This window comes from Sphingomonas sp. PAMC 26617, from assembly GCF_000242835.1.
GTDB lineage: Bacteria > Pseudomonadota > Alphaproteobacteria > Sphingomonadales > Sphingomonadaceae > Sphingomonas.
This window is the reverse complement of sequence record NZ_JH594426.1, coordinates 268,108-286,204: the sequence shown is the minus strand read 5'-3', so window position 1 is coordinate 286,204 and position 18,097 is coordinate 268,108. Positions and strand designations below refer to the sequence as shown.

The window sequence follows — 18,097 nt, the reverse complement described above, 5'->3', positions numbered from 1 at the left end:
CAGATTAGCGTTTTACCGCCCTGCTTCAGTGAGGAACCGGGCTCTAAGCGAGTGGCCGGAAAATAATCCGGGGGCTCAGGCTGCCTTTTGCGCGGGAGTTTTCGCCATCAGCGTCACACCTTGTGCGCTCATCGGTCCGGCTGTCATCCGCCCCTGCGGTGTCAGCTTCCGGAAGACTGGCCCCTCTTCGATTCCGGCTTTAGCCAACCAGGCGCGACAATGGCGAACTGGCTCGAGCCGACGACCATCCGGAATGGCGACGCTTTGCCCCTGCCCTCTTGGTCAGTCTTCGATGTTGGCCCCTGCACCAGCAGGCCGCGCGTGCCATCAGACACAGGGCCAACCGTAATCGCTACCAGCTCGGGGCGGCGAAAGGCACCGGCCACGCCGATCGCGCCCGGTCGCGGTATGAGCGCAGATCCTCGCCATCGATCGTGTGCAGCGTATCGTGCAGCACGTCGCCATCGGCAGGACGCTTCTTGGCGGCTGGATCGTCGCGCTTGTCGCGGCGCATCGCGCACATCGCCGTGTCCAGCCGTGCCGCATCCGCCGTGGTTGGGCGAATCGACGCCGGCCGCGGAACGTCCAAGCGGTCTCGCCGAAAGCTCCCGCCCTCCCCGCGCCCGCTGCGGCCGTTGCGGTACGAATCCGGTTTCGGCGAGCAGCGTCAGAAACGCGGCAACAATCGCAGGTATTGCCGGCGACGGCTGGTAGCAGTTCTCCGCACACCAGGCGTAGAAGTGTCGGAAGGCGGATTGGCATGCCCTAAGCGTCGCTTCGGAGGATGCGCGGGGAACTCTCGACGAGAAGTATGATCCGCTGCTTGCATCCTTGCAAGCAGGTTGCTTGCATACAAATAGCACTCCCGAAAGCGGACTCGCAAGCAGCCGTAAAAGCGCGTGCGCAAGCGCAAGCAAAAGCGCTAGCGCAAGCGCAAGCGCAATGGCTGACGCAATTGCAAGTGCAAGCGATTGGCCGAGCGCAAGCGCTTGATAGTAGCAAGCTATAGCGATATTGACTGCGAAAGCGCATGCGCTAGCAATGACGCAAGCGACTGCGCAGTTCTGATGGGGGGCTCCATGTCCGTAATTTCGATCGGCAATCCAAAAGGCGGAGCGGGTAAAACCACACTTGCGCTAGTGCTCGCGGACCAGCTCCACGAGAACGGAGTCAAGACAGCCGTCATCGATGCTGATCCGAACGCGATCATAGCCAAGTGGGCTGCGAAGCGAACCCAGGCGGGGAAGGGCGTCCCTTACACAGTCGTCCCCCGACCGACCGAAGGCGAGATGATTCAAACAATCGAGCGCCTGTCTGAGACGCACAGCATCGTTATCATCGACCTCGAGGGTGCCGCCTCACGAATGACGTCGCGCGCTCTCGCAAGGTCACACATGGTCCTCATCCCGTTCAATCAATCGCCGGTTGATGCAGAACTCGCGGCTACGGCGGTCGCACTTATCGAGGAAGAAAGCGAAGCGCTTGGCCGCCGAATCCCGTATCGGTTGGTACGTAGCCGAGACAGCGCAGCGATTGCGACGAAGACGTCCAAGCGCATTGCCAGTGCGATTGAAGAGGCCGGGCTGCCGACACTGAGCGTGGGCCTGGTCGAGCGGGCCGCCTACCGGGACATATATGAGTTCGGTGCGTTGCTGCGGGAGTTAAGTCCGACCGAAACATCAGGCCTCCCCAGGGCCAAAGAGAACGCGCAAGCCTTGGCTGAAGCCGTGATCGAAGCACTGCGAGTGGAGTACAAGGCATGAGCAACTTCGGGTTTAAAAAACCGGGGACAAGCGGAGAAGATACTAAGAGGCCGGGTCTCGATCTCGAAGGCATCCCGACAGGACCAATCGCGCTGGATCCTGCGAAGGAGCGAGAGGCGGTGCAAAGGGGTGAAGCGCTTGGCTTCACCGATCGCGGTCAGAATGAGGACACTCAGAAGGGCAGGGGGCGCCGCCGACAGAAGCCTCCAGCCACGCCAATGGAGGTCATCTATGTCCGCGCGCCCAAAGAACTGGCGGAGTGGTTCCAAAACTACACCGACGCCCAAGGTCACAAGGCATACTGGCAGTCGATCCAGGACATGCGGGATCTGATCGAACGACGGCGTGACGCCGGCACGGAACGACAGCCGCAGGAATGAGCCGTTAGAAGGGGCTGACGTTGACGACGCCCTCGCACGTGATCGCGTCCAAGCAGGCAAGCACCGGCTAAAGACGCCGGCTAGCCGAGAGCACGAAGATCGGGTGACAATGACGCAATCAAAACCGCAGGCACCTTCGCAAGACCACCACTTCATACCAAAATTCCTTCTGCGCGCGTGGGCAGGCGACGATCGAAAGGTAGCGTGTTGCTGGCCCCGTGATGACGGGATAGTTCGACAGGGACGCCTCAGCCCGAAAAGCTTCGGTTATAGAACGCTGCTCTATACCACCCAGGGCTTGCCGCCGGAGCATGCCCAACAAATGGAAAATAATTTCTTCAAGAAGCTCGATGAGCGAGCAGCCAATGCCCATCAGCTTTTAGTGGCAGGGCGCGTCGGAGAGCTGACCGACGCCATGGTTTTAGGGTGGGCGAATTTCGTCATATCGCTTTGGTTTCGCACACCCACCGACATTGATGGTCTGGGAAAATTCGTGGATGCTTTCAAGGATCCGGACTTCAGCGAGGCCAAGTTAGGAATGGCGACACCGGAGGCGCTTCCCGATGGCGCCTATAGTGCGCTTCAGATGGAAGCGGTCCGCGAGGCGATCTATGATCCGGCGTTGAACCAAGCGCTTGTAGACATGAATTGGTATTCGCTCGAGAAGGACACCTCACGCCGCTTCATGATCTCGGACTGGCCCACGCACACGGCTCAGAACCTACCGTTTCTTGGGCACCCCAACTCGTATATCGCGATGCCGATTTCACCGAGGCGCATCTTCATCGCCGCAGCGTCGGACACTTTCATTTACGAGGTGCTTAATACGCCCCAGGCGTTTTTGGTCGATCGTGTAAATGAAGGGATTGTCGCTCATGCCAGGCACTTTGTCGGCTATGCCGAAGAGGGAGAAGTTCCGTTCATCAAAAGCCATTTTGCAAGCGCGCCACGCCCATCCGTCGCGGTCACTATTCGGAATTGAGTGCGAACGTCGATAAGCCGATCAAGCTTCCGCTTTTGTCCCGGATGCTTGGGGGATGGAGGTTAGGTGTAAGGCTACTGCCGCTCCACCATGCTGGTTGATAGCCGATGCGATCGACTTGGCGTCCGACTTCTCAATCGCGGCGACTTTTACGCGCTCCAGGGCAGCGAGTAGAATAGGCCGGCCAGCGTCGCGTGCCGCGATTTCTGCGGCCTTTGCTTGCTCGTCGAGTTGAGCAAGCTCCGCGAGTAGGGCCTTCTTGCGCATTTCAATGGTCGGGAGATCGGCTAGTTTAGAAGGCGAACGCGGCATTGGCTTGTCTCCTGGAGTGGGCTGAACCAGCTGGCATGATGTCGGGGGACGGCGAAGATTGCTAGTGATTTTGATAGAGCCTGATCGCTTAAATCCCAAACAAACAGCGCGCGTCGAAGGCGCACATTTGAGGATCATCGACGCGATCCAAGAAGGGCTGATGTTCTGATGAGGGGACCTACGGCAGACAGTTGCCCCGGCTCCGCGTCTGTGAGAAGATGCAGGGTGCGGGTATGGTTTGGAAGACCGATGAGGATAGTAGCGAAGGGATGGCAGGATATGCCTTATGGCACCAATGTCGGCCCTTGGTTTATGACGTTCCGCTGCTCGGGGCTTGAGAAATGAAGGTTACGGTCCGGCTGAGTGATGACCTTACCGCAGAGATCGATCGGATCGCCGCGGCGAATGGGCAGACGCGTAGTAGCTGGATCACCAAGGCGTTGACGATTGCGGCGGTCTCCCCAGACAGCCAAGACGTGCCGGTCATGCCGGTGCAGGGCAGGGGGCACCCGGACGACTACATCCGGGTGACGGTCCGACTTAACCGCAGTGAGATGGAGGCCATCGACACCGTTGCTGCACCGATGCGACTGACGCGGAACGAATGGATCAAGCGCACAATCCGTTGGCAGCTTTGGGACAAGGCGGCGCTGCTGCGGCTTGCGCCAGTCACTCAGACCGAGATCGGTAAAGTGCGTAAGCAGGTCCTGGCGATCGGTCGAAACATCAACCAGGCGGTCCACGCGATGAACGCCGCCAACCAGCCGGAAAGCTCCCTCGACATTGCTCGGATCGCGGGTACGTTCCTTGAGACCTGCGGCGACTTGCGGTCGCTTTTAATCGAGGCCCGGCGCTCGCTGGCTTCATCCATTGGTGGCGAGATCGGCTACTGGACCCGCAGGGATAAAGGGCAGGGCCAGTGAGTTTCCGGTTCTCGTCCGGTACGATGGACTCGATGGCTGGCGTTTTCGCGCCGCCCAAGAAGTACCGCATGGGATCGGGTGGGGGCAGCGCGAAGGGCCCGAAGGCCGGAGGCACGATCCTCGGCATGGCCGTGGCATCGATGTTCCCCAAGCCGGCATCATCGACGGGATCCCGTGCGAGCAGTCAGACGAAGGACGCGTTCGGGGGAGGGTCACACACCCGCGTGAACAACCGTGCGGTGATGGCTGCGGAGCGCACGTCGCGTCGCGTTCCTGAGGCGGTAGTACGGGTCACAGGACGACAGCATGGTGGCGGCCATGTGCTTGCGAACTTCGCGTACATCAGTCGCCTGGGTCACGGCGACGAGAAGGAACTGGGTCTCGAAACGAGTGAGGGCGAGATCCTTCGGGACGGCCGTGAGATGCAGTTGCTCGCCAAGGAATGGAACGATTGGGAGATGGACGGCGATGCACGTCGCAAGGGTGCGACGTCGCTTTCCATGATTCTATCGATGCCCACGGGCACCGATCCCGAGCGTCTCAAAGGTGCGGCCCTGGACTTCGCCAGGGAAGAATTCGCGAACCGCTCCTGGGTCGCTTCGCTCCACGTTGATCGCGATCACCCGCACGTCCATCTCACCATTGCACGCCGCGATCATGACGGCCGGCGCTTCCATCCCAACCGCGATGATCTGTTCCGCTGGCGCCAACGCTTCGCCGAGAAACTCCGCAATCGCGGCATCGAGGCGAACGCTACACCGGCCAGGGCGCGGGGTATCGACCCCAAACATGAGCCGATCGCCGCTGTAAAAATGCGTGAGAAGGGGCAGGTCCCGCAGATCGACAAGAGCCGCATGGCACGTGTGCAACGTCTCCGCGAGCAGGGTGTCGAAGACCCGGTCTTTGCTATGCTGGCGAACCGGCAGGCAGCGATCCGCGCCACCTACACTCGCTCGATCACCGAACTATCCGCGTCGCCCTCTGCTGCCGACCAGCTCGTTGCAAAGAGCCTGGAACGGTTTGTCGAGACAATGCCGCCGCCCGAGCCCAACTCAGTCAGGGCTATGCGCCTCGCAAGCGAGAAAGACGCGGAGCCCGTCGTCGCCGCGCCTGTCCGCGCGCCTATTCGTATCCCCGACGTATCGGCATCTCGCGTTGATACCGGCATCGATAGATTACAGGCGTTGCATGACCGGCTCACCGCGACTGCCACGCCGGACGCTCCGACAAAGTCGTCAAGGGACCAGCGCCAGCGGGGAGCGGTCCCTCCGGACGACGTGGCAACGTCAATACGCGAGATCGTAGAGAAGAACCGCAGCGCTCCCCGAAAGGATGAGGATCCGGATCAGGCCGGTACGCTGAGTGATCGGATGCGATCCATCACCGAGAAGATCAGCGGGCCTGCTGAGCCCACCGACTTCACGAGGGCTCACGAGATCATACGTCAGGCCGAGGAGCGCAACCGGGAGCGGCTCGACCGCGATCGCACAAAGGACAGGGACGGACCAGACCGATGAGTTCCGATGCTTCTGCTGTTGCGCTGGCGGCCCTGATGGACGCTGTATCCTTGCTCCGAGGGGAGGTGGCGGCGCTCGCCAGGAGCAATGCTCGGATTGAGGAAACTCAGCTGGATATGCAGCGTCGCCTAGACGTGATCGACACCGGCCTGGCTCCCATCGCGAACCTCTTACCATTCCAAGAAGCGATCCTTGCTAGCACTGTCGAAGGAAGCGCCGCCACCCACAAATGGCTCGGCCTGGTTGCACCGGTCCTGGACAGAATCGCCGATCAGTCCGATCACAGCCGCGACGCGATCAGCGCGCTTCATCAGGATGTCCTCCGGACTCAAGAGGCCGCCGAAACCGGTCAGAGGCGCGCCGCCAACATCGCTTCTGGCCTAGAGGTTATCGCGGAGCAATTGACCGCAGCCGTCGCCGAGAGCCGCAAGCAGCAAAGCGCGGATTTTGCGACAACCGGCGAGCTTATCAGTTTCACGCGTGCGGCCGTGTTGGGCCATCCGGCGCCACTGCCAGTCCACCTCGAAGACAACACGATGTTGGAGCGGTTCATCCTGGACCAGCCGGCCGACCTTACCTCCAACGACCGCGCCTTGGTCGACTGGCGAAACGCGCTCGCTGCCGTCAGCACCGAAGATCTGATTACCCTTCTTGTGAAGCAGCAGACACCATCCCCGACCGACACAGCGCAGACGCGCCTCCTCCGGTATCGCCTTGTGGCAATCACGCGAGCCAAGATCGAAGAGCGCGGAGCGGTGCCGCCTGCGCGATCCACGACGACGCGGGCGACAGACCGATCGGCAGCGACCGGCTTTGAACGATCACAGGAGCTTGCCGAGCTATGGCGAGCAGGAGAAAGCGCGGCACTGTATGCCGAGCCCGAACTGGCCGGCGCGGTCGATGTTTTCGACGCCTTGGAGAGCAAGATGGGCCTGTCCGAGAAGGATGACGCGCCGCCCGAGCTGAAAGCGCTCCATCGCGACTTAGCCAAGCGCATCGGACTAGGCGAACGGCCCAAGCTCGGGGACGGCCGACCTGCCGAGCAACGTGAGCGTGGAATCACGGTCGAGCCCAGCAAAGATCGCTAGCGCGACGGTCGCCGCTGAAGCCCGGCCTCAGACCTGCGCCCACGCGTGCGAGATCAGTGAGGAACTCTGCGAAGGCCACTCCGACATCCATGTCGTAAAACGGAAGACTAGAGGTGTCGTCGAAGCGATTCAGCCAGTCCCGAACTCGGCGTCGCAGGATAGGGGAAACCGGCAATCGCAGCGCATCGAGTCGTAGGGAAGGTTGGCGTGACCGTGTCGAACTTCGAGTCACCTGTCGCGGCCGACATCCTTGCGTTGCGGCTTTTCGCCGAAATCTCTCGAGAATCGAGTCCCGGCGGATAGGAGGCTTCATGTTTACGGGGCCTTGAATAATGCCAAAAATGTAATTATGTTTTTGGCATGCCAACGCGCTTTACGTGGAACGCCGCGAAGGCCGAAAGCAATCTGAAGAAGCATAAAGTCAGCTTCGAGACCGCTGCGCGAGCGTTCGCTGATCCGTTCGCCTTGAGCGAGCAGGATCGAATAGAAGGTGGCGAACAGCGCTGGCAGACCATCGGCCTCGTGGAAGGGCATCTCCTTCTCCTCGTGGCTCACACCGTCGCCGAAGAGGGCGACAATGATGAATATGTCGAGGTCATCCACATCATATCGGCCCGGCGAGCCGAACGGACGGAAAGGAAGTGGTATGAAGAAGAACGGCGATGATATCGTTCGCTTCGAGCTTGATCCGGGCAATCTGCCCCCGTTGAGCGAGGCGCAGAAGGCCGAGCTGGTCACATTGGAAGCGATGCCGGATAGCGAGATCGATTATAGCGACGCGCCGGCGTTGCCCGAGGAGTTCTGGCAGAACGCCCAGCGCGGCCGCTTCTATAAGCCGATCAAACAGCAGGTGACCGCCCGTCTCGACGCCGACGTGCTTGCTTGGCTGAAGTCGGCCGGCAAGGGCTATCAGGCTCGCATGAATGCGATCCTACGTCGCGAGATGCTGGCAACCGTCAAACAGCGGCGCCGCGCCTGAGATGGCCATCGAACCCTTCGTCCTGATCGTGGCCGACCACGACAACCGCATCTTCTCGGTCGAAGGGCCGATGGTGGATGACAATCCCTGGTCCAAGCCTGTCGTCGACGCGCAGGAGGGCGGCAAGCGCGACATTAGGTGTTTCGTGCCGGGAGGACCAGCTCGGCACGACGTCGACATTGCGGCGCGCGAGTATCAGCGGGAGTACGATTACACGCGTGTCGATCCCGGCTCCATCGTTCGCCGCACGCTCTGGTAGGAGCGGGTGGTCTCGGCGCGCCATGCTCAAACGAAAGATCTGACGCGTTTGTCACGCGACGCGGATCATTTGGCGCATCGGCCTGAACAGCGGGAAAAGTGAGCCGGCTCTATGTCATCGGCAACGGTTTCGACCGGTACCACGGCATCCCGTCCGATTATCGCGATTTCGCGGCCTACCTGCGCGATGCCGATCCAACGACGTTCCGGATAGCAGAAGAGTTTCTCCCCGTAGGTGGCAACGGATGGGCGGATTTCGAGCAGCGTCTTGTGGAGTTCGATGAGGATCAGGCGATCGACTATGCCTCGCAATTTCACAGCGACGAGCGCCACGGGGATTTCCAATACGAGCTTCAGCAGATCGCCGAGGCCCTATCGACAAGACTGAAGACCCATTTCACCGATTGGGTGCGCGGCCTGCACATCCCCCAGCGCCCTGAGGTCGGCCGCCCTCTCACGATCGATCCGAGCGCTCGATTCCTGTCGTTCAACTACACGAGCACACTCAGACGGGTATATGGCGTTCCGCCCTCGCGCATCCTGCATATCCATGGCTCGATCGAGCGAGCGAATGAGGATCTTGTTCTCGGACATGGCTGGGAACGCGAGCCCGAAGACAGTCGCAACTTCGGGACGGAAGGGCCAGACGACGACTGGCGCATCCGCGACGGGATCTCCTACATCGACGACTTCTTTGCGGCCACATTCAAGCAGACCGACGATCTGATCGCTCGCAATTCCGGCTTCTTTGAAGCGTTAGGAGACATCTCTGAGGTGCTCGTGATGGGGCACAGCCTCGCCCCCGTCGATGCAGCCTATCTCTACGAGATCGAGCGCCGGACCGATCCGAATGCCCTTTGGACGATTAGCGTCTTCAACGACCTGGAGCTGCGCGAACAGCGCTTGGCAAGCCTCGGGATCCCCGCTCAGCGCTTTCGATTTTTGCCTATGGATCGCATGTGATCCGAGCACCGCGGAATCGTCGTGTCGGACAGCTCGCACAACTTACAGCCACATAGACGATGTCCTACCATCAGGCTCGCCAACTCTCCGCTTAAGGTTATAGTGCGTTGAGTGCGGGGAGAGGCAAGCGGTTGGACGCGGACACGAAAGCAAAGCTTCTGGCGTCGATGCACGCGGGTCGGCTTGTCGTCGTGTGCGGCGCAGGCCTCTCGATGGCAGCGCCCAGCAGTTTGCCGGCCGCCTGGCGCGTCTCTGAGGCTAGCTTCGACAAATATGTGATCGAGACGGATCCGGCATGCGATCCAGCTATGCGGCACGACCTTGAAGCGTTCGCGCAGTATTTTGCGGACCTCCACACTCTGCATTCCGTGTTTATTGAAAGCTTAGTGCCGTGGCACATGTTCGTGAAGCCGCCGAACAAGGGACATGCCGCAGTTGCAGACTTCCTTGTAACCCGAGCAGCGGCAGCCGCCTTGTCAGCGAACTATGACATGCTGATCGAGCAGTCCGCAGTCGCGAACGGCTTCGACTTTCAAAATTCGTTGGATGGAGATGAGGCCACGGCGCGAGTCCGGACCCAAAGTCCGCTGTTGAAATTCCACGGCTGTGCCACGCGCGATCGACCGGCTACAGTATGGGCGCCGTCGCAGCTGCTTGAACAACCGATCGCCGATCGCATCGAGAAAAGTAAGACGTGGATGGCGGCTAACCTTCGCCAGAAGGATCTCCTCGTGGTCGGCTTTTGGTCAGACTGGGCGTACTTGAATGACCTTCTGGGCTCGGTTCTAGATGGCATCTCGCCACTCTCCGTCACCGTTATCGACCCATCGGATGAGGCAAATCTGAAGGCCAAAGCAGAGGACCTGTGGGCGCTTGCTCACGGGCCCCAGGTCGAATTCACGCATTTGCAGGAGTCGGGCGCGGAGGCGCTCGCTGAGCTTCGAAAAGCTTTCTCTCAGAACTATCTCCGCGGGATTCTTGCCGCTGGCAGGCCTGCGTTCGAAGCAGCGCTTGGAGCAGCTTGTAACCCTGCTTGGCTCGAGCCGCCTGATTTCGATAACGAGACGTTGTATGGCCTGCGACGCGATGCCGAGGGTGTCCCGGCTGGGCAGCCAGCTAGCCGATCAAGGCCCAGCCAATGCGAAGTGGTAGGAGTTTTCCATTTGCTGCTGAGGCAGGCTGGAGCCACGCCGATGGAACTAGGCTACGATCTCGGCGGCAGGTCAATTCGGGTCCTAAACGGTGCCGGAGCGGTACTCAGCCAGCTGCGAACGAGATTTGTTGAAGCACCGGCGGTCGCTCCGACCGACGTCGTTGTCGCGGCGGGCGCGATCAGTCTGCCTCTGCCGGGGAGCGTGGTCCGCCCAGGAACCGCTGGCAGCTTCATCCGCCCTGCAGCTATGGGCAACTGGTACGACCTCGAAGGCGCACGCGCGGAATTGGCCGTCTGATGGATATTGGGACACAATCCGAGATTTTCCTCCGTGAGGCAGGATACGCTACCTGGCCCTGGACGGGTGCGTCACCGCCAATCATATGCTTTGAAAATGCAACCTTGGTCGGGTTCGTACATGTTTTCGGTACTGCTCGGGACCTTCTCGATGGTTGGGAAATGGCGCAGCAGCAGGTGCTTGCACGCCACGCCGCTGGCCTGCGTGCGGCAGGCACAAAAGCGTGGAACGTTTATTCGGTCTTTTTGACCTCCGAACTCGCCCCGAAGCTGCAGCGGTCGGTCGAGAAACTGGAAGAGAATTTTAGCCTCACGCGTAAAATCGCCCGGACCGGTGTCCAGACGACGGAAGACCTTTCGAACGTGCTGATGTCACTTGGACCGATTAGATCTCAGCCGCTGCTTGAGAATGCTGACATAGCTGATCGGCTGCGCGCGCGGGCGAAGGATGTACCTGTCGATGCGCTGAACGCATTTCTTGGCGATCTGTCTCCGCAAAATGTGGTCGAGATATTGGGCAGCCCCGCATGAGGCTCGATTATATCGAAGTTTGCGGATTTCGGGGCTTTCGTGAGAAAGTTCGTGTGGACTTCGGTGCGGGCTTCACCGTCCTCACCGGGCGGAACGGGGTCGGCAAAAGCACGCTGTGTGATGCGGTAGAGTTTGCGATCCTAGGCGAAATCTCGAAATACACCGTCGAATCCGCCGCAAAGGAAACGGTCCGTGACTACCTATGGTGGCGGGGCGAGGGATCGCCGAACGAATATTATGTGACGGCATCGTTCCTTGGAGACGACGACAAGCCTTTCACGATCACGCGCTCTCGCGATGGCGGCGCAGACAAGACGCCGGACGAAATACAGGCCTACCTCTGCCAAGGGGCCGCGCCGGATGACCCGCTCCGGCAGCTCTGCAAGACATCAGTAATCCGAGATGAGTGGATCGCCAGCCTCAGCCTCGATCTCAGTGAAACTCAACGCTTCGAACTCGTTCGGGCAGCACTTGGTTCTGTCGAGGGCGCGGATCTAGCCTCCAAGGCGAAGTCGGTCGTCACGCTGGCAGAGGCCGCCTGTGAGCGCGTCGAGGCGTCGTACACCCAGGCGCGGTCGCTCCTGCAGGGGGGGCTGGTTCAACTTTCCGAAGCCAACGACGCCGCGAACCAAAGCACCGACGTATCGGCGGCGATGGCGTCCTCGACCGGGCGGTTCCCTCCGAAACTGGAGAGCTCGCTCAGCGGCTGGACGTCGCTCAGCGCAGCCTTCCCGGCCGCCGGCGTCGGCTCGAAGGATTGGGCCTCGCCGCTTTCGAAGGTCACGAAGTCAGGGCGCATCAGAACGCGTACCACTCGCCCGTAGCGGTTGCCCGCAGACAGAGCGCGAAAGAGGCCCTGGATGCAGCCACCGCTGCGTTCAATCGACTTGGCGCGGAAACCGAGATCGCCATACGCGCCTATGAGGTTGAGGCGACGGCGAGCGAGATCGCCGCGTCACTCTCTATCCTTGTCGAACACGGTGAGGCGTTAGGCCGTCATGACGATCGCTGCCCACTTCGCGCGGCTGAACGGACCGATACTGAATTCGCTGAGGGCATCGCCCGCGCCCGGGCACGGATCGATGGCCTCGCTGCTGGAGTCAATCAAGCGCGAGAGGTTCTCGCTATCGCTCGGCAGGCGAGTGCTGAAGCAGAAAAGCAGATGGCCGAGGCGCGGACCGTTTGGGACGGGAACGAGCAGGAGCTTCGCACCCTTCGCGCGCGCGAGGAGGCTCACATCGAGATTTTCGAGCGCTATGGGATCACCCCGACCAACGCGGCAGATCCAGAGGCTTTGGACCATGAACTTCGGGCGGAACGTGAGCAGCTTGTTGAGCTCGAGCGGGCGCTCCAGGCCCTGGAAGCGTCGCGCGCTGTGGATGCGCTGACGTCCGTGGATGCACGCGTAGCGATCTTGCGGCGACAAGCGGATGCATCCGCCGACGAGTTGGCGCGAGCTCAACGCGCCCTGGCATCAGCTAAGTCGCTTGAGAAGAGTGTCCGGCGTTCTTCCGGCGAGATCGTTGATGAAAGGCTGGCTCGGATTAGTCCGCTCCTCAACGAAATCTATCAAAGGCTTCGTCCGCACGCCAACTGGCGCAGCATCGATTACAGCATCCGTGGCGACGTCCGACGATTTCTCAGCCTCAAGGTCGGTGACGACCTTAATCCCCAGTTCGTTTTCAGCAGCGGACAACGTCGGGCGGCCGGACTAGCCTTCCTGCTATCGGTCCATCTTGCGAGGCCGTGGGCTCGGTGGACCACACTCATGCTGGATGACCCCGTTCAGCACATTGATGATTTCAGAGCGCTGCAGCTAGTCGAGGTGCTTTCCTCGTTGAGGATGGCTGGCCGACAGGTTGTGGTAGCGGTCGAAGATGAGGCGCTCGCCGATCTGCTGTGTCGCAGATTGCTCAGCTCGCCGGAGCAAAGTGGCCGTAGGTTCACGATCGACTTCGATGAGAGCGGCGCCGCTGCGGTGATCACACGCGCAGAGATTCCTTCCATGCTTCCCGGCATTCTACGCCAGTTCGACGGGGTCCAGGCGTCTGCGTGATACGGAAAGCAAGGCTGCGTAGGCAGAAAAATCTAAGGTTTCCGACTGTCAGCGGCTTCAAAAAGAAGCCGCAGCGCCGCTGTCACTTTAGCGAAACGGGCCCTGTCAAACCCTGACGTTCTTCCGTTGCGATCAACGCTTCGGAGAAGGTGATGTAGCGGGCAGTCCTTTCCAGCTCGGTAGAGACTTCTGCGCCGGTTATGATCTTTGGCGTTGATGCCAACTGCCCGTTGGATCCGATCCTAACGTATAAAGCATCTTGCTTGCGACGGTCCTTTTTCCCGCCCGCAATCGCTACCGCGCCCTTGTCGGGGACCGGTGAGAGGATGTTCGAAAACGTACGCTAAGGCGCGCGGCCTGTAGGGGCCGGGCCTAGTGGGAAACCGTCAGGCCGGCTTTAGGCACTTGCGGAGGAAAACGCGGACATTGTCGCGAGGGGATTTGTCGAGCGTCCCAAATACCTCGTATCCAAGCTTCTCGTAGAAGCCGCGGGCCTGAAACGTGAAGGTGGTCAGCCATGACCCGACGCACCCGCGCTCAATCGCGATCTCTTCCGCTGATGCCATCAACTGAGCGCCGAAGTCCTGTCCTTGCAAAGAAGCCGGCACAACGAGATAATCGACAAATAGCCAGTCATAAACAGTTTTGCCCCACAGCCCCCCGATGACGGCCCCATCATCGCTGTTGAGGGTGATGGCAACAGGCTGCGGGTCAGCAGGGTAGCCGTTTTCGGCATTAAATTGTGCCAGAGGGTTCAAGATAGCGTCCCGGATCAAGTCCGTAGGAGCATCACATACGGTTAGAACGGCCTTCATGTTGATCCTGTCTTCCGAGTAGCAGTCGGTTCTTCGCCAAGAAATCGGGCAGCATTTGGGCGACCGCTTTCGGACGCGTTGCAATGGCACCCCTGCGGCGTGAATTGGGCGACGGCCGTCCGACCGTTTTGGCACCTACCGGGCGCGTTGGACGAGGAGCTTCTCGCCATCGGGCCTGATCTCCCCTTTTGGCGTGACGTGTCGGTAGAGGGTCTGGCGTGTAATTCCGAGCTCGGCGCACAGCTCGGCGACCTTTGTCTCCGGCTTGCTCATAGCTGCCTGTGCGAGGCGCAGCTTGGCTGGCGTCATCTTGAACGGACGCCCGCCATGTCGACCGCGTGCGCGTGCGGACGCCAGACCGGCTCGGGTATGCTCGATGATCAGTTCGCGCTCGAACTCGGCAAGGCCGGCGAAGATCGCGAACACCAGGCGGCCGTTGGCGGTGGTGGTGTCAATCGACGCGCCTTCGCCCGCCAGCACCTTCAACCCGATGCCGCGCTTCGTCAGGTCGCCGACCGTGTTGACGAGGTGGCGCAGATCTCGCCCTAGCCGGTCGAGCTTCCAGATGATGAGCGTGTCATCGCGACGCAGCGCCTTCAGGCAGGCGTCCAGCCCCGGCCGCTTGTCGAGCCGGCCCGACGCAGAGTCCTCATAGATATGGTCGGGATCGACGCCAGCCGCGATCAGCGCGTCGCGCTGAAGATCGTGGACCTGGCTGCCGTCCGCCTTGGACACCCGCGCGTAACCAATTTGAGTTGTCACATATACGTCCGTCTGCGTGACGGAGCTGCATTGCCCGTCGATCGATCGCCATAATGTCACATAACCCGTCTTGTGGTCTATGCTCCTTGAACAGGGCTGCTTGCCTGTTGCGTGACGAACAGGAAGCCGATGCCGTCCAGGACCATATTGTCGCCCGCGCAGCGTAGCGCGATCTTCGATCCGCCTGCCGATCGGGCAACGATCGAACGGCTCTATACGCTCGGCCCCGATGACCTCGGACAGGTGGCGCGGCGCCGGCGCGGACCGAACCGGCTCTGCTATGCGGTGCAGCTCTGCTACCTGTATCATCCGGGACGGAGCCTGCTGCCGGGTGAGGCGGTGCCTGCGGCTATGCTGTCGCTGCTCGCCGACCAGATCGGTTGCCGAACCGACGACTTCGCCGACTATTCTGCGCGCGCGACGACGCTGCGCGAGCATCGTGCCGAGGTTGAAGCGTATCTCGGTCTGCGTGCCTTCGACCGAGCAGAAGCGCGATTGATGCTGGCGCTGGGATCGGAGATCGCCACTTCGACCGATCGTGGCGATGCAATCGTCGCTGGCATGGTCGATCGCCTGCGGCTCGACCGGATCGTGCTGCCCGCGGCATCGACGCTGGAACGGCTCGCCCTCATCGTGCGGGCGCAGGCACGCAAGGCCGCGCATGCCGGACTGATCCGCGACTGCCCGGCCGATCAGGAAGCAGCGCTCGAACGCCTGATCGCATCGGACGACAATGGTCGCACCCGGCTTGGACGGATACGCGAATGGCCGGAAGCACCATCGGCGTCGAACCTGAAAGGCATCGTCGAGCGGCTCGACACGGTGCGCGGCATCGAGATCCCAGCCGATCGGGCGCGGCGCATCCATGCCGCTCGCTATGCCGTTATCGCACGGACCGCTGGCATCGTCACCGCGCAGCATCTGCGCCGTCTCGAACGTCCGCGCCGGCTCGCGATGCTCGTTGCAGCTATGATCGAGATGGGGGCGGCGCTGACCGACGCGGCACTGGTGATGGTCGAGAAGATGGTGGGTGCGCTGTTCCGCCGCGCCGATCGCACCCGCTCCGACCGGCTGCTCGGGCAGGCGCGGCTGCTGAAGGATACGGCACGCTTCCATGCCCGGCTTGGCCGGCTGCTTGTCGATGCTCGCGCGAGCGGGCGCGACGCCTTTCGCATGATCGATGACCGGGTGGGCTGGGATCAGCTCGAAAGCAGCATCCGCTTCGCCGAGGATCTGACGTGCGCGGCCGATGACGGTCTGGAGGAAGTGGTCGAGCGCTACTCTGCCGTGCGGCGGTTCGCTCCGACATTCCTCGCCGCCTTCACCTTCCGCACCGCGCGGTCGGGTGATCCGCTGCTCAGCGCGATCAAGGCTCTACGGACGATGTACCGCGACGGCCGCTCGGTCCTGCCGAAGCGCGTGCAGACCAGCTTCATTAAGCCGCGCTGGCGCAAGGTCGTGCAGCCGGCCGAAGGGACGATCGACCGCCGCACTTACGAGATCGCCGTGATCGTCCATCTGCGCGAACGGCTCGGTTCGGGCAGCATCTGGGTGGACGGCAGCCGCGCCTATCGCACGCTCGACGATTACCTGTTGCCGGTGCCCGCGTTCGAAACGATGCGCGCCAATGGCAATCTGCGCTTGGCCGTGTCGTCTGGTTTCGCCGATTGGTATGAGGATCGTCGCACCCTGATGAACTAGCGTATGACCGAGGTGGAACGCGCAGCCGCGACCGGCGAGCTGGTCGACGTGACGATTGAGCGCGGTCAGTTAGTAATTTCGCCGATCCGTCGAACGCCATCCAACGACGTCGAGGCACTGAAGGCCCGGCTCTACGCGATGCTGCCGCGTGTCCGGGTCACCGACCTGCTGGTGGAGGTCGCCGCATGGTCGGGCTTCGCCGACCGTTTCGTCCATGCTCGCAGCGGCGAGCCGGCCTCCGACCAGTCCGCGCTGATGGGTACGATCCTCGCCGATGCGACCAACCTGGGCCTCGGGCGCATGGCAGAAAGCTCGCGTGGGCTGACGCTGTCCCGCCTGCGCTGGACGGCGGAACGGCATGTGCGCGACGAAACCTATCTGTCGGCGCTGGCGGCGATCGTCGATTGCCACACCGAGCATCCGCTCGCCCAGGTCTGGGGACCGGGCGACACATCGTCGTCGGACGGGCAGTTCTTCCGTGCCGGCGGTCAGGGCGAGGCGCGCGCCGATCGCAACGCCCGCTATGGCACCGATCCCGGCGTGCTGTTCTACACCCATATCACCGACCGCTTCACGCCATTCCACACCAAGGTCATCGCAGCCAATGCCGGCGAGGCCGCGCACGTCCTCGATGGCCTGCTCGACTATGAAAGCGAGCTGATAATCCGCGAACATGCGACCGACACGGCAGGGGCGGTCGATCATGTCTTCGGTCTGTGCCACCTGCTCGGCTTCCGCTTCGCGCCGCGCATCCGCGACCTCAACGAACGCCGGCTCTATGGCCTGTCATCGCTCGAACCCTGGCCGACGCTACGCCCGCTCGTCGCAGGGCCGGTCAACGTCCGCGCTTCGGTCATGCTGCGCAAGCTGGCAGGTTTTCCGCGTCAAAACCCAGTCGCCCGCGCGCTACGCGAGGTCGGGCGGATCGAGCGCACTCTGTTCATGCTCGACTGGTTCGACGATCCCGAACAGCGACGCCGTACTGGCAGCATCCTGAACAAGGGCGAGGCCCGCAACGCGCTAGCCCGCGCCATCTTCTTCAACCGCCTCGGCGAATTGCGCGACCGCACTTTCGAGAACCAGCGCCATCGTGCCTCCGGCCTGACGCTGCTCACCGCAGCCGTCACCCTCTGGAACACCGTCTATCTCGACCGCCCTGTCCGGCATCTGCGCGGCAGCGGCGTCGAAGTGCCGGACGAACTGCTCGCGCACGTCGCGCCATTGGGTTGGGAGCATATCGGTCTGACCGGCGACTATCTGTGGACCGAGATGGACAAGCCTCGCGAGCGGTTCAGGCCCTTGCGCCTCCATCAAACCGGCCGGGACGCTTAGCGTACGTTTTCAAACATCCTCTCACCGGTCCCCAGGTGGCGATGTTAAGACGCCCCGAGCGCGACGATCTTTTCCGAAAGCTGACCGGCAGCTTTCGAACACTGAAGCCGACGGACCGGACACGCCCAGACTTTGCTATTCGTAGGGCATTTCAATGACCCTGAAAGCGGTCTCAACCGACGTTACAAAAGGAGTTTCTTCTGCGACGGCAGCTTTCTGGGAGAGAAGCGGCCATTCCGCAGTCGCCCAAGGGCGGACATTCGTTTATTAGGTCCGTTTCTGTCC

At 61.5% G+C, this 18,097-nt stretch carries 18 protein-coding genes and 1 pseudogene; 15 read left to right on the top strand and 4 right to left on the bottom strand.

All coding sequences use genetic code 11. The annotated features are described in order from the left end of the window. Positions 1–352 precede the first annotated feature (352 nt). A complete protein-coding gene (locus RH91_RS22675) occupies positions 353–523 on the bottom strand; it encodes a hypothetical protein (RefSeq protein ID WP_157137049.1) in 171 nt (56 codons plus the stop codon). 556 nt (positions 524–1,079) lie between these two features. Between RH91_RS22675 and RH91_RS20015 the strand changes: the two genes are divergently transcribed. The 3 genes from RH91_RS20015 to RH91_RS20005 all read left to right on the top strand — a co-directional run bounded on the left by RH91_RS20015 (position 1,080) and on the right by RH91_RS20005 (position 3,125). Then, a complete protein-coding gene (locus RH91_RS20015; protein ID WP_037479960.1) occupies positions 1,080–1,763 on the top strand; it encodes an AAA family ATPase in 684 nt (227 codons plus the stop codon). Beyond that, on the top strand, positions 1,760–2,143 hold the full coding sequence (locus tag RH91_RS20010; RefSeq protein ID WP_010165144.1) for a hypothetical protein: 384 nt from the start codon (positions 1,760–1,762) through the stop codon (positions 2,141–2,143). Before RH91_RS20015 ends, RH91_RS20010 begins: the two co-directional genes overlap by 4 nt. Positions 2,144–2,252: 109 nt before the next feature. Further along, positions 2,253–3,125 (top strand): DUF4238 domain-containing protein, encoded by an 873-nt coding sequence (locus tag RH91_RS20005; RefSeq protein WP_081469599.1) that lies wholly within the window; start codon positions 2,253–2,255, stop codon positions 3,123–3,125. A gap of 21 nt (positions 3,126–3,146) precedes the next feature. Here the strand turns inward: RH91_RS20005 and RH91_RS20000 are convergent, their stop codons facing one another. Continuing rightward, entirely contained in the window at positions 3,147–3,437 is a 291-nt protein-coding gene (locus RH91_RS20000; protein WP_029624127.1) for a hypothetical protein, read from the bottom strand. Between the two features lie 341 nt (positions 3,438–3,778). On the opposite strand from RH91_RS20000, the gene RH91_RS19995 reads away from it, so the two are divergent. The 11 genes from RH91_RS19995 to RH91_RS22895 all read left to right on the top strand — a co-directional run bounded on the left by RH91_RS19995 (position 3,779) and on the right by RH91_RS22895 (position 13,202). Continuing rightward, positions 3,779–4,360, top strand: coding sequence for a ribbon-helix-helix protein, CopG family (locus RH91_RS19995; RefSeq protein ID WP_010165140.1), 582 nt, complete (start codon positions 3,779–3,781; stop codon positions 4,358–4,360). A gap of 32 nt (positions 4,361–4,392) precedes the next feature. Next, entirely contained in the window at positions 4,393–5,877 is a 1,485-nt protein-coding gene (locus tag RH91_RS19990) for a relaxase/mobilization nuclease domain-containing protein (RefSeq protein WP_010165139.1), read from the top strand. Further along, complete coding sequence (locus RH91_RS19985) at positions 5,874–6,965, top strand: hypothetical protein (protein ID WP_010165138.1); 1,092 nt, start codon at positions 5,874–5,876, stop codon at positions 6,963–6,965. The genes RH91_RS19990 and RH91_RS19985 overlap by 4 nt, the downstream gene beginning before the upstream one ends. Before the next feature lie 360 nt (positions 6,966–7,325). Next, positions 7,326–7,631, top strand: coding sequence for a BrnT family toxin (locus tag RH91_RS21910; RefSeq protein WP_010165137.1), 306 nt, complete (start codon positions 7,326–7,328; stop codon positions 7,629–7,631). Next, positions 7,612–7,944 (top strand): BrnA antitoxin family protein, encoded by a 333-nt coding sequence (locus RH91_RS19975; protein WP_010165135.1) that lies wholly within the window; start codon positions 7,612–7,614, stop codon positions 7,942–7,944. Before RH91_RS21910 ends, RH91_RS19975 begins: the two co-directional genes overlap by 20 nt. Position 7,945: 1 nt before the next feature. Continuing rightward, on the top strand, positions 7,946–8,203 hold the full coding sequence (locus RH91_RS19970; RefSeq protein WP_010165133.1) for a hypothetical protein: 258 nt from the start codon (positions 7,946–7,948) through the stop codon (positions 8,201–8,203). Positions 8,204–8,301: 98 nt separating this feature from the next. After that, the gene (locus RH91_RS19965) at positions 8,302–9,165 is read left to right on the top strand and encodes a bacteriophage abortive infection AbiH family protein (RefSeq protein ID WP_010165132.1); all 864 of its coding nucleotides are present in this window, start codon (positions 8,302–8,304) and stop codon (positions 9,163–9,165) included. Positions 9,166–9,296: 131 nt separating this feature from the next. Further along, a complete protein-coding gene (locus tag RH91_RS19960; protein WP_010165131.1) occupies positions 9,297–10,616 on the top strand; it encodes a hypothetical protein in 1,320 nt (439 codons plus the stop codon). A gap of 161 nt (positions 10,617–10,777) precedes the next feature. Beyond that, complete coding sequence (locus tag RH91_RS19955; protein ID WP_010165130.1) at positions 10,778–11,146, top strand: hypothetical protein; 369 nt, start codon at positions 10,778–10,780, stop codon at positions 11,144–11,146. Beyond that, positions 11,143–11,970 (top strand): AAA family ATPase, encoded by an 828-nt coding sequence (locus RH91_RS22900; protein ID WP_198283317.1) that lies wholly within the window; start codon positions 11,143–11,145, stop codon positions 11,968–11,970. The genes RH91_RS19955 and RH91_RS22900 overlap by 4 nt, the downstream gene beginning before the upstream one ends. Next, the gene (locus tag RH91_RS22895) at positions 11,904–13,202 is read left to right on the top strand and encodes a hypothetical protein (RefSeq protein ID WP_198283316.1); all 1,299 of its coding nucleotides are present in this window, start codon (positions 11,904–11,906) and stop codon (positions 13,200–13,202) included. Before RH91_RS22900 ends, RH91_RS22895 begins: the two co-directional genes overlap by 67 nt. A 386-nt stretch (positions 13,203–13,588) precedes the next feature. Here the strand turns inward: RH91_RS22895 and RH91_RS19945 are convergent, their stop codons facing one another. Together RH91_RS19945 and RH91_RS19940 are read right to left on the bottom strand one after the other, a co-directional pair. Continuing rightward, complete coding sequence (locus tag RH91_RS19945) at positions 13,589–14,017, bottom strand: GNAT family N-acetyltransferase (protein ID WP_029624120.1); 429 nt, start codon at positions 14,015–14,017, stop codon at positions 13,589–13,591. Between the two features lie 135 nt (positions 14,018–14,152). Continuing rightward, positions 14,153–14,779, bottom strand: a complete 627-nt coding sequence (locus RH91_RS19940) for a recombinase family protein (protein ID WP_029624119.1) — start codon at positions 14,777–14,779, stop codon at positions 14,153–14,155. 129 nt (positions 14,780–14,908) lie between these two features. Here RH91_RS19940 and RH91_RS23645 point away from each other — a divergent pair. Continuing rightward, positions 14,909–17,812: pseudogene (locus RH91_RS23645) on the top strand (Tn3 family transposase). Positions 17,813–18,097: the final 285 nt, after the last annotated feature.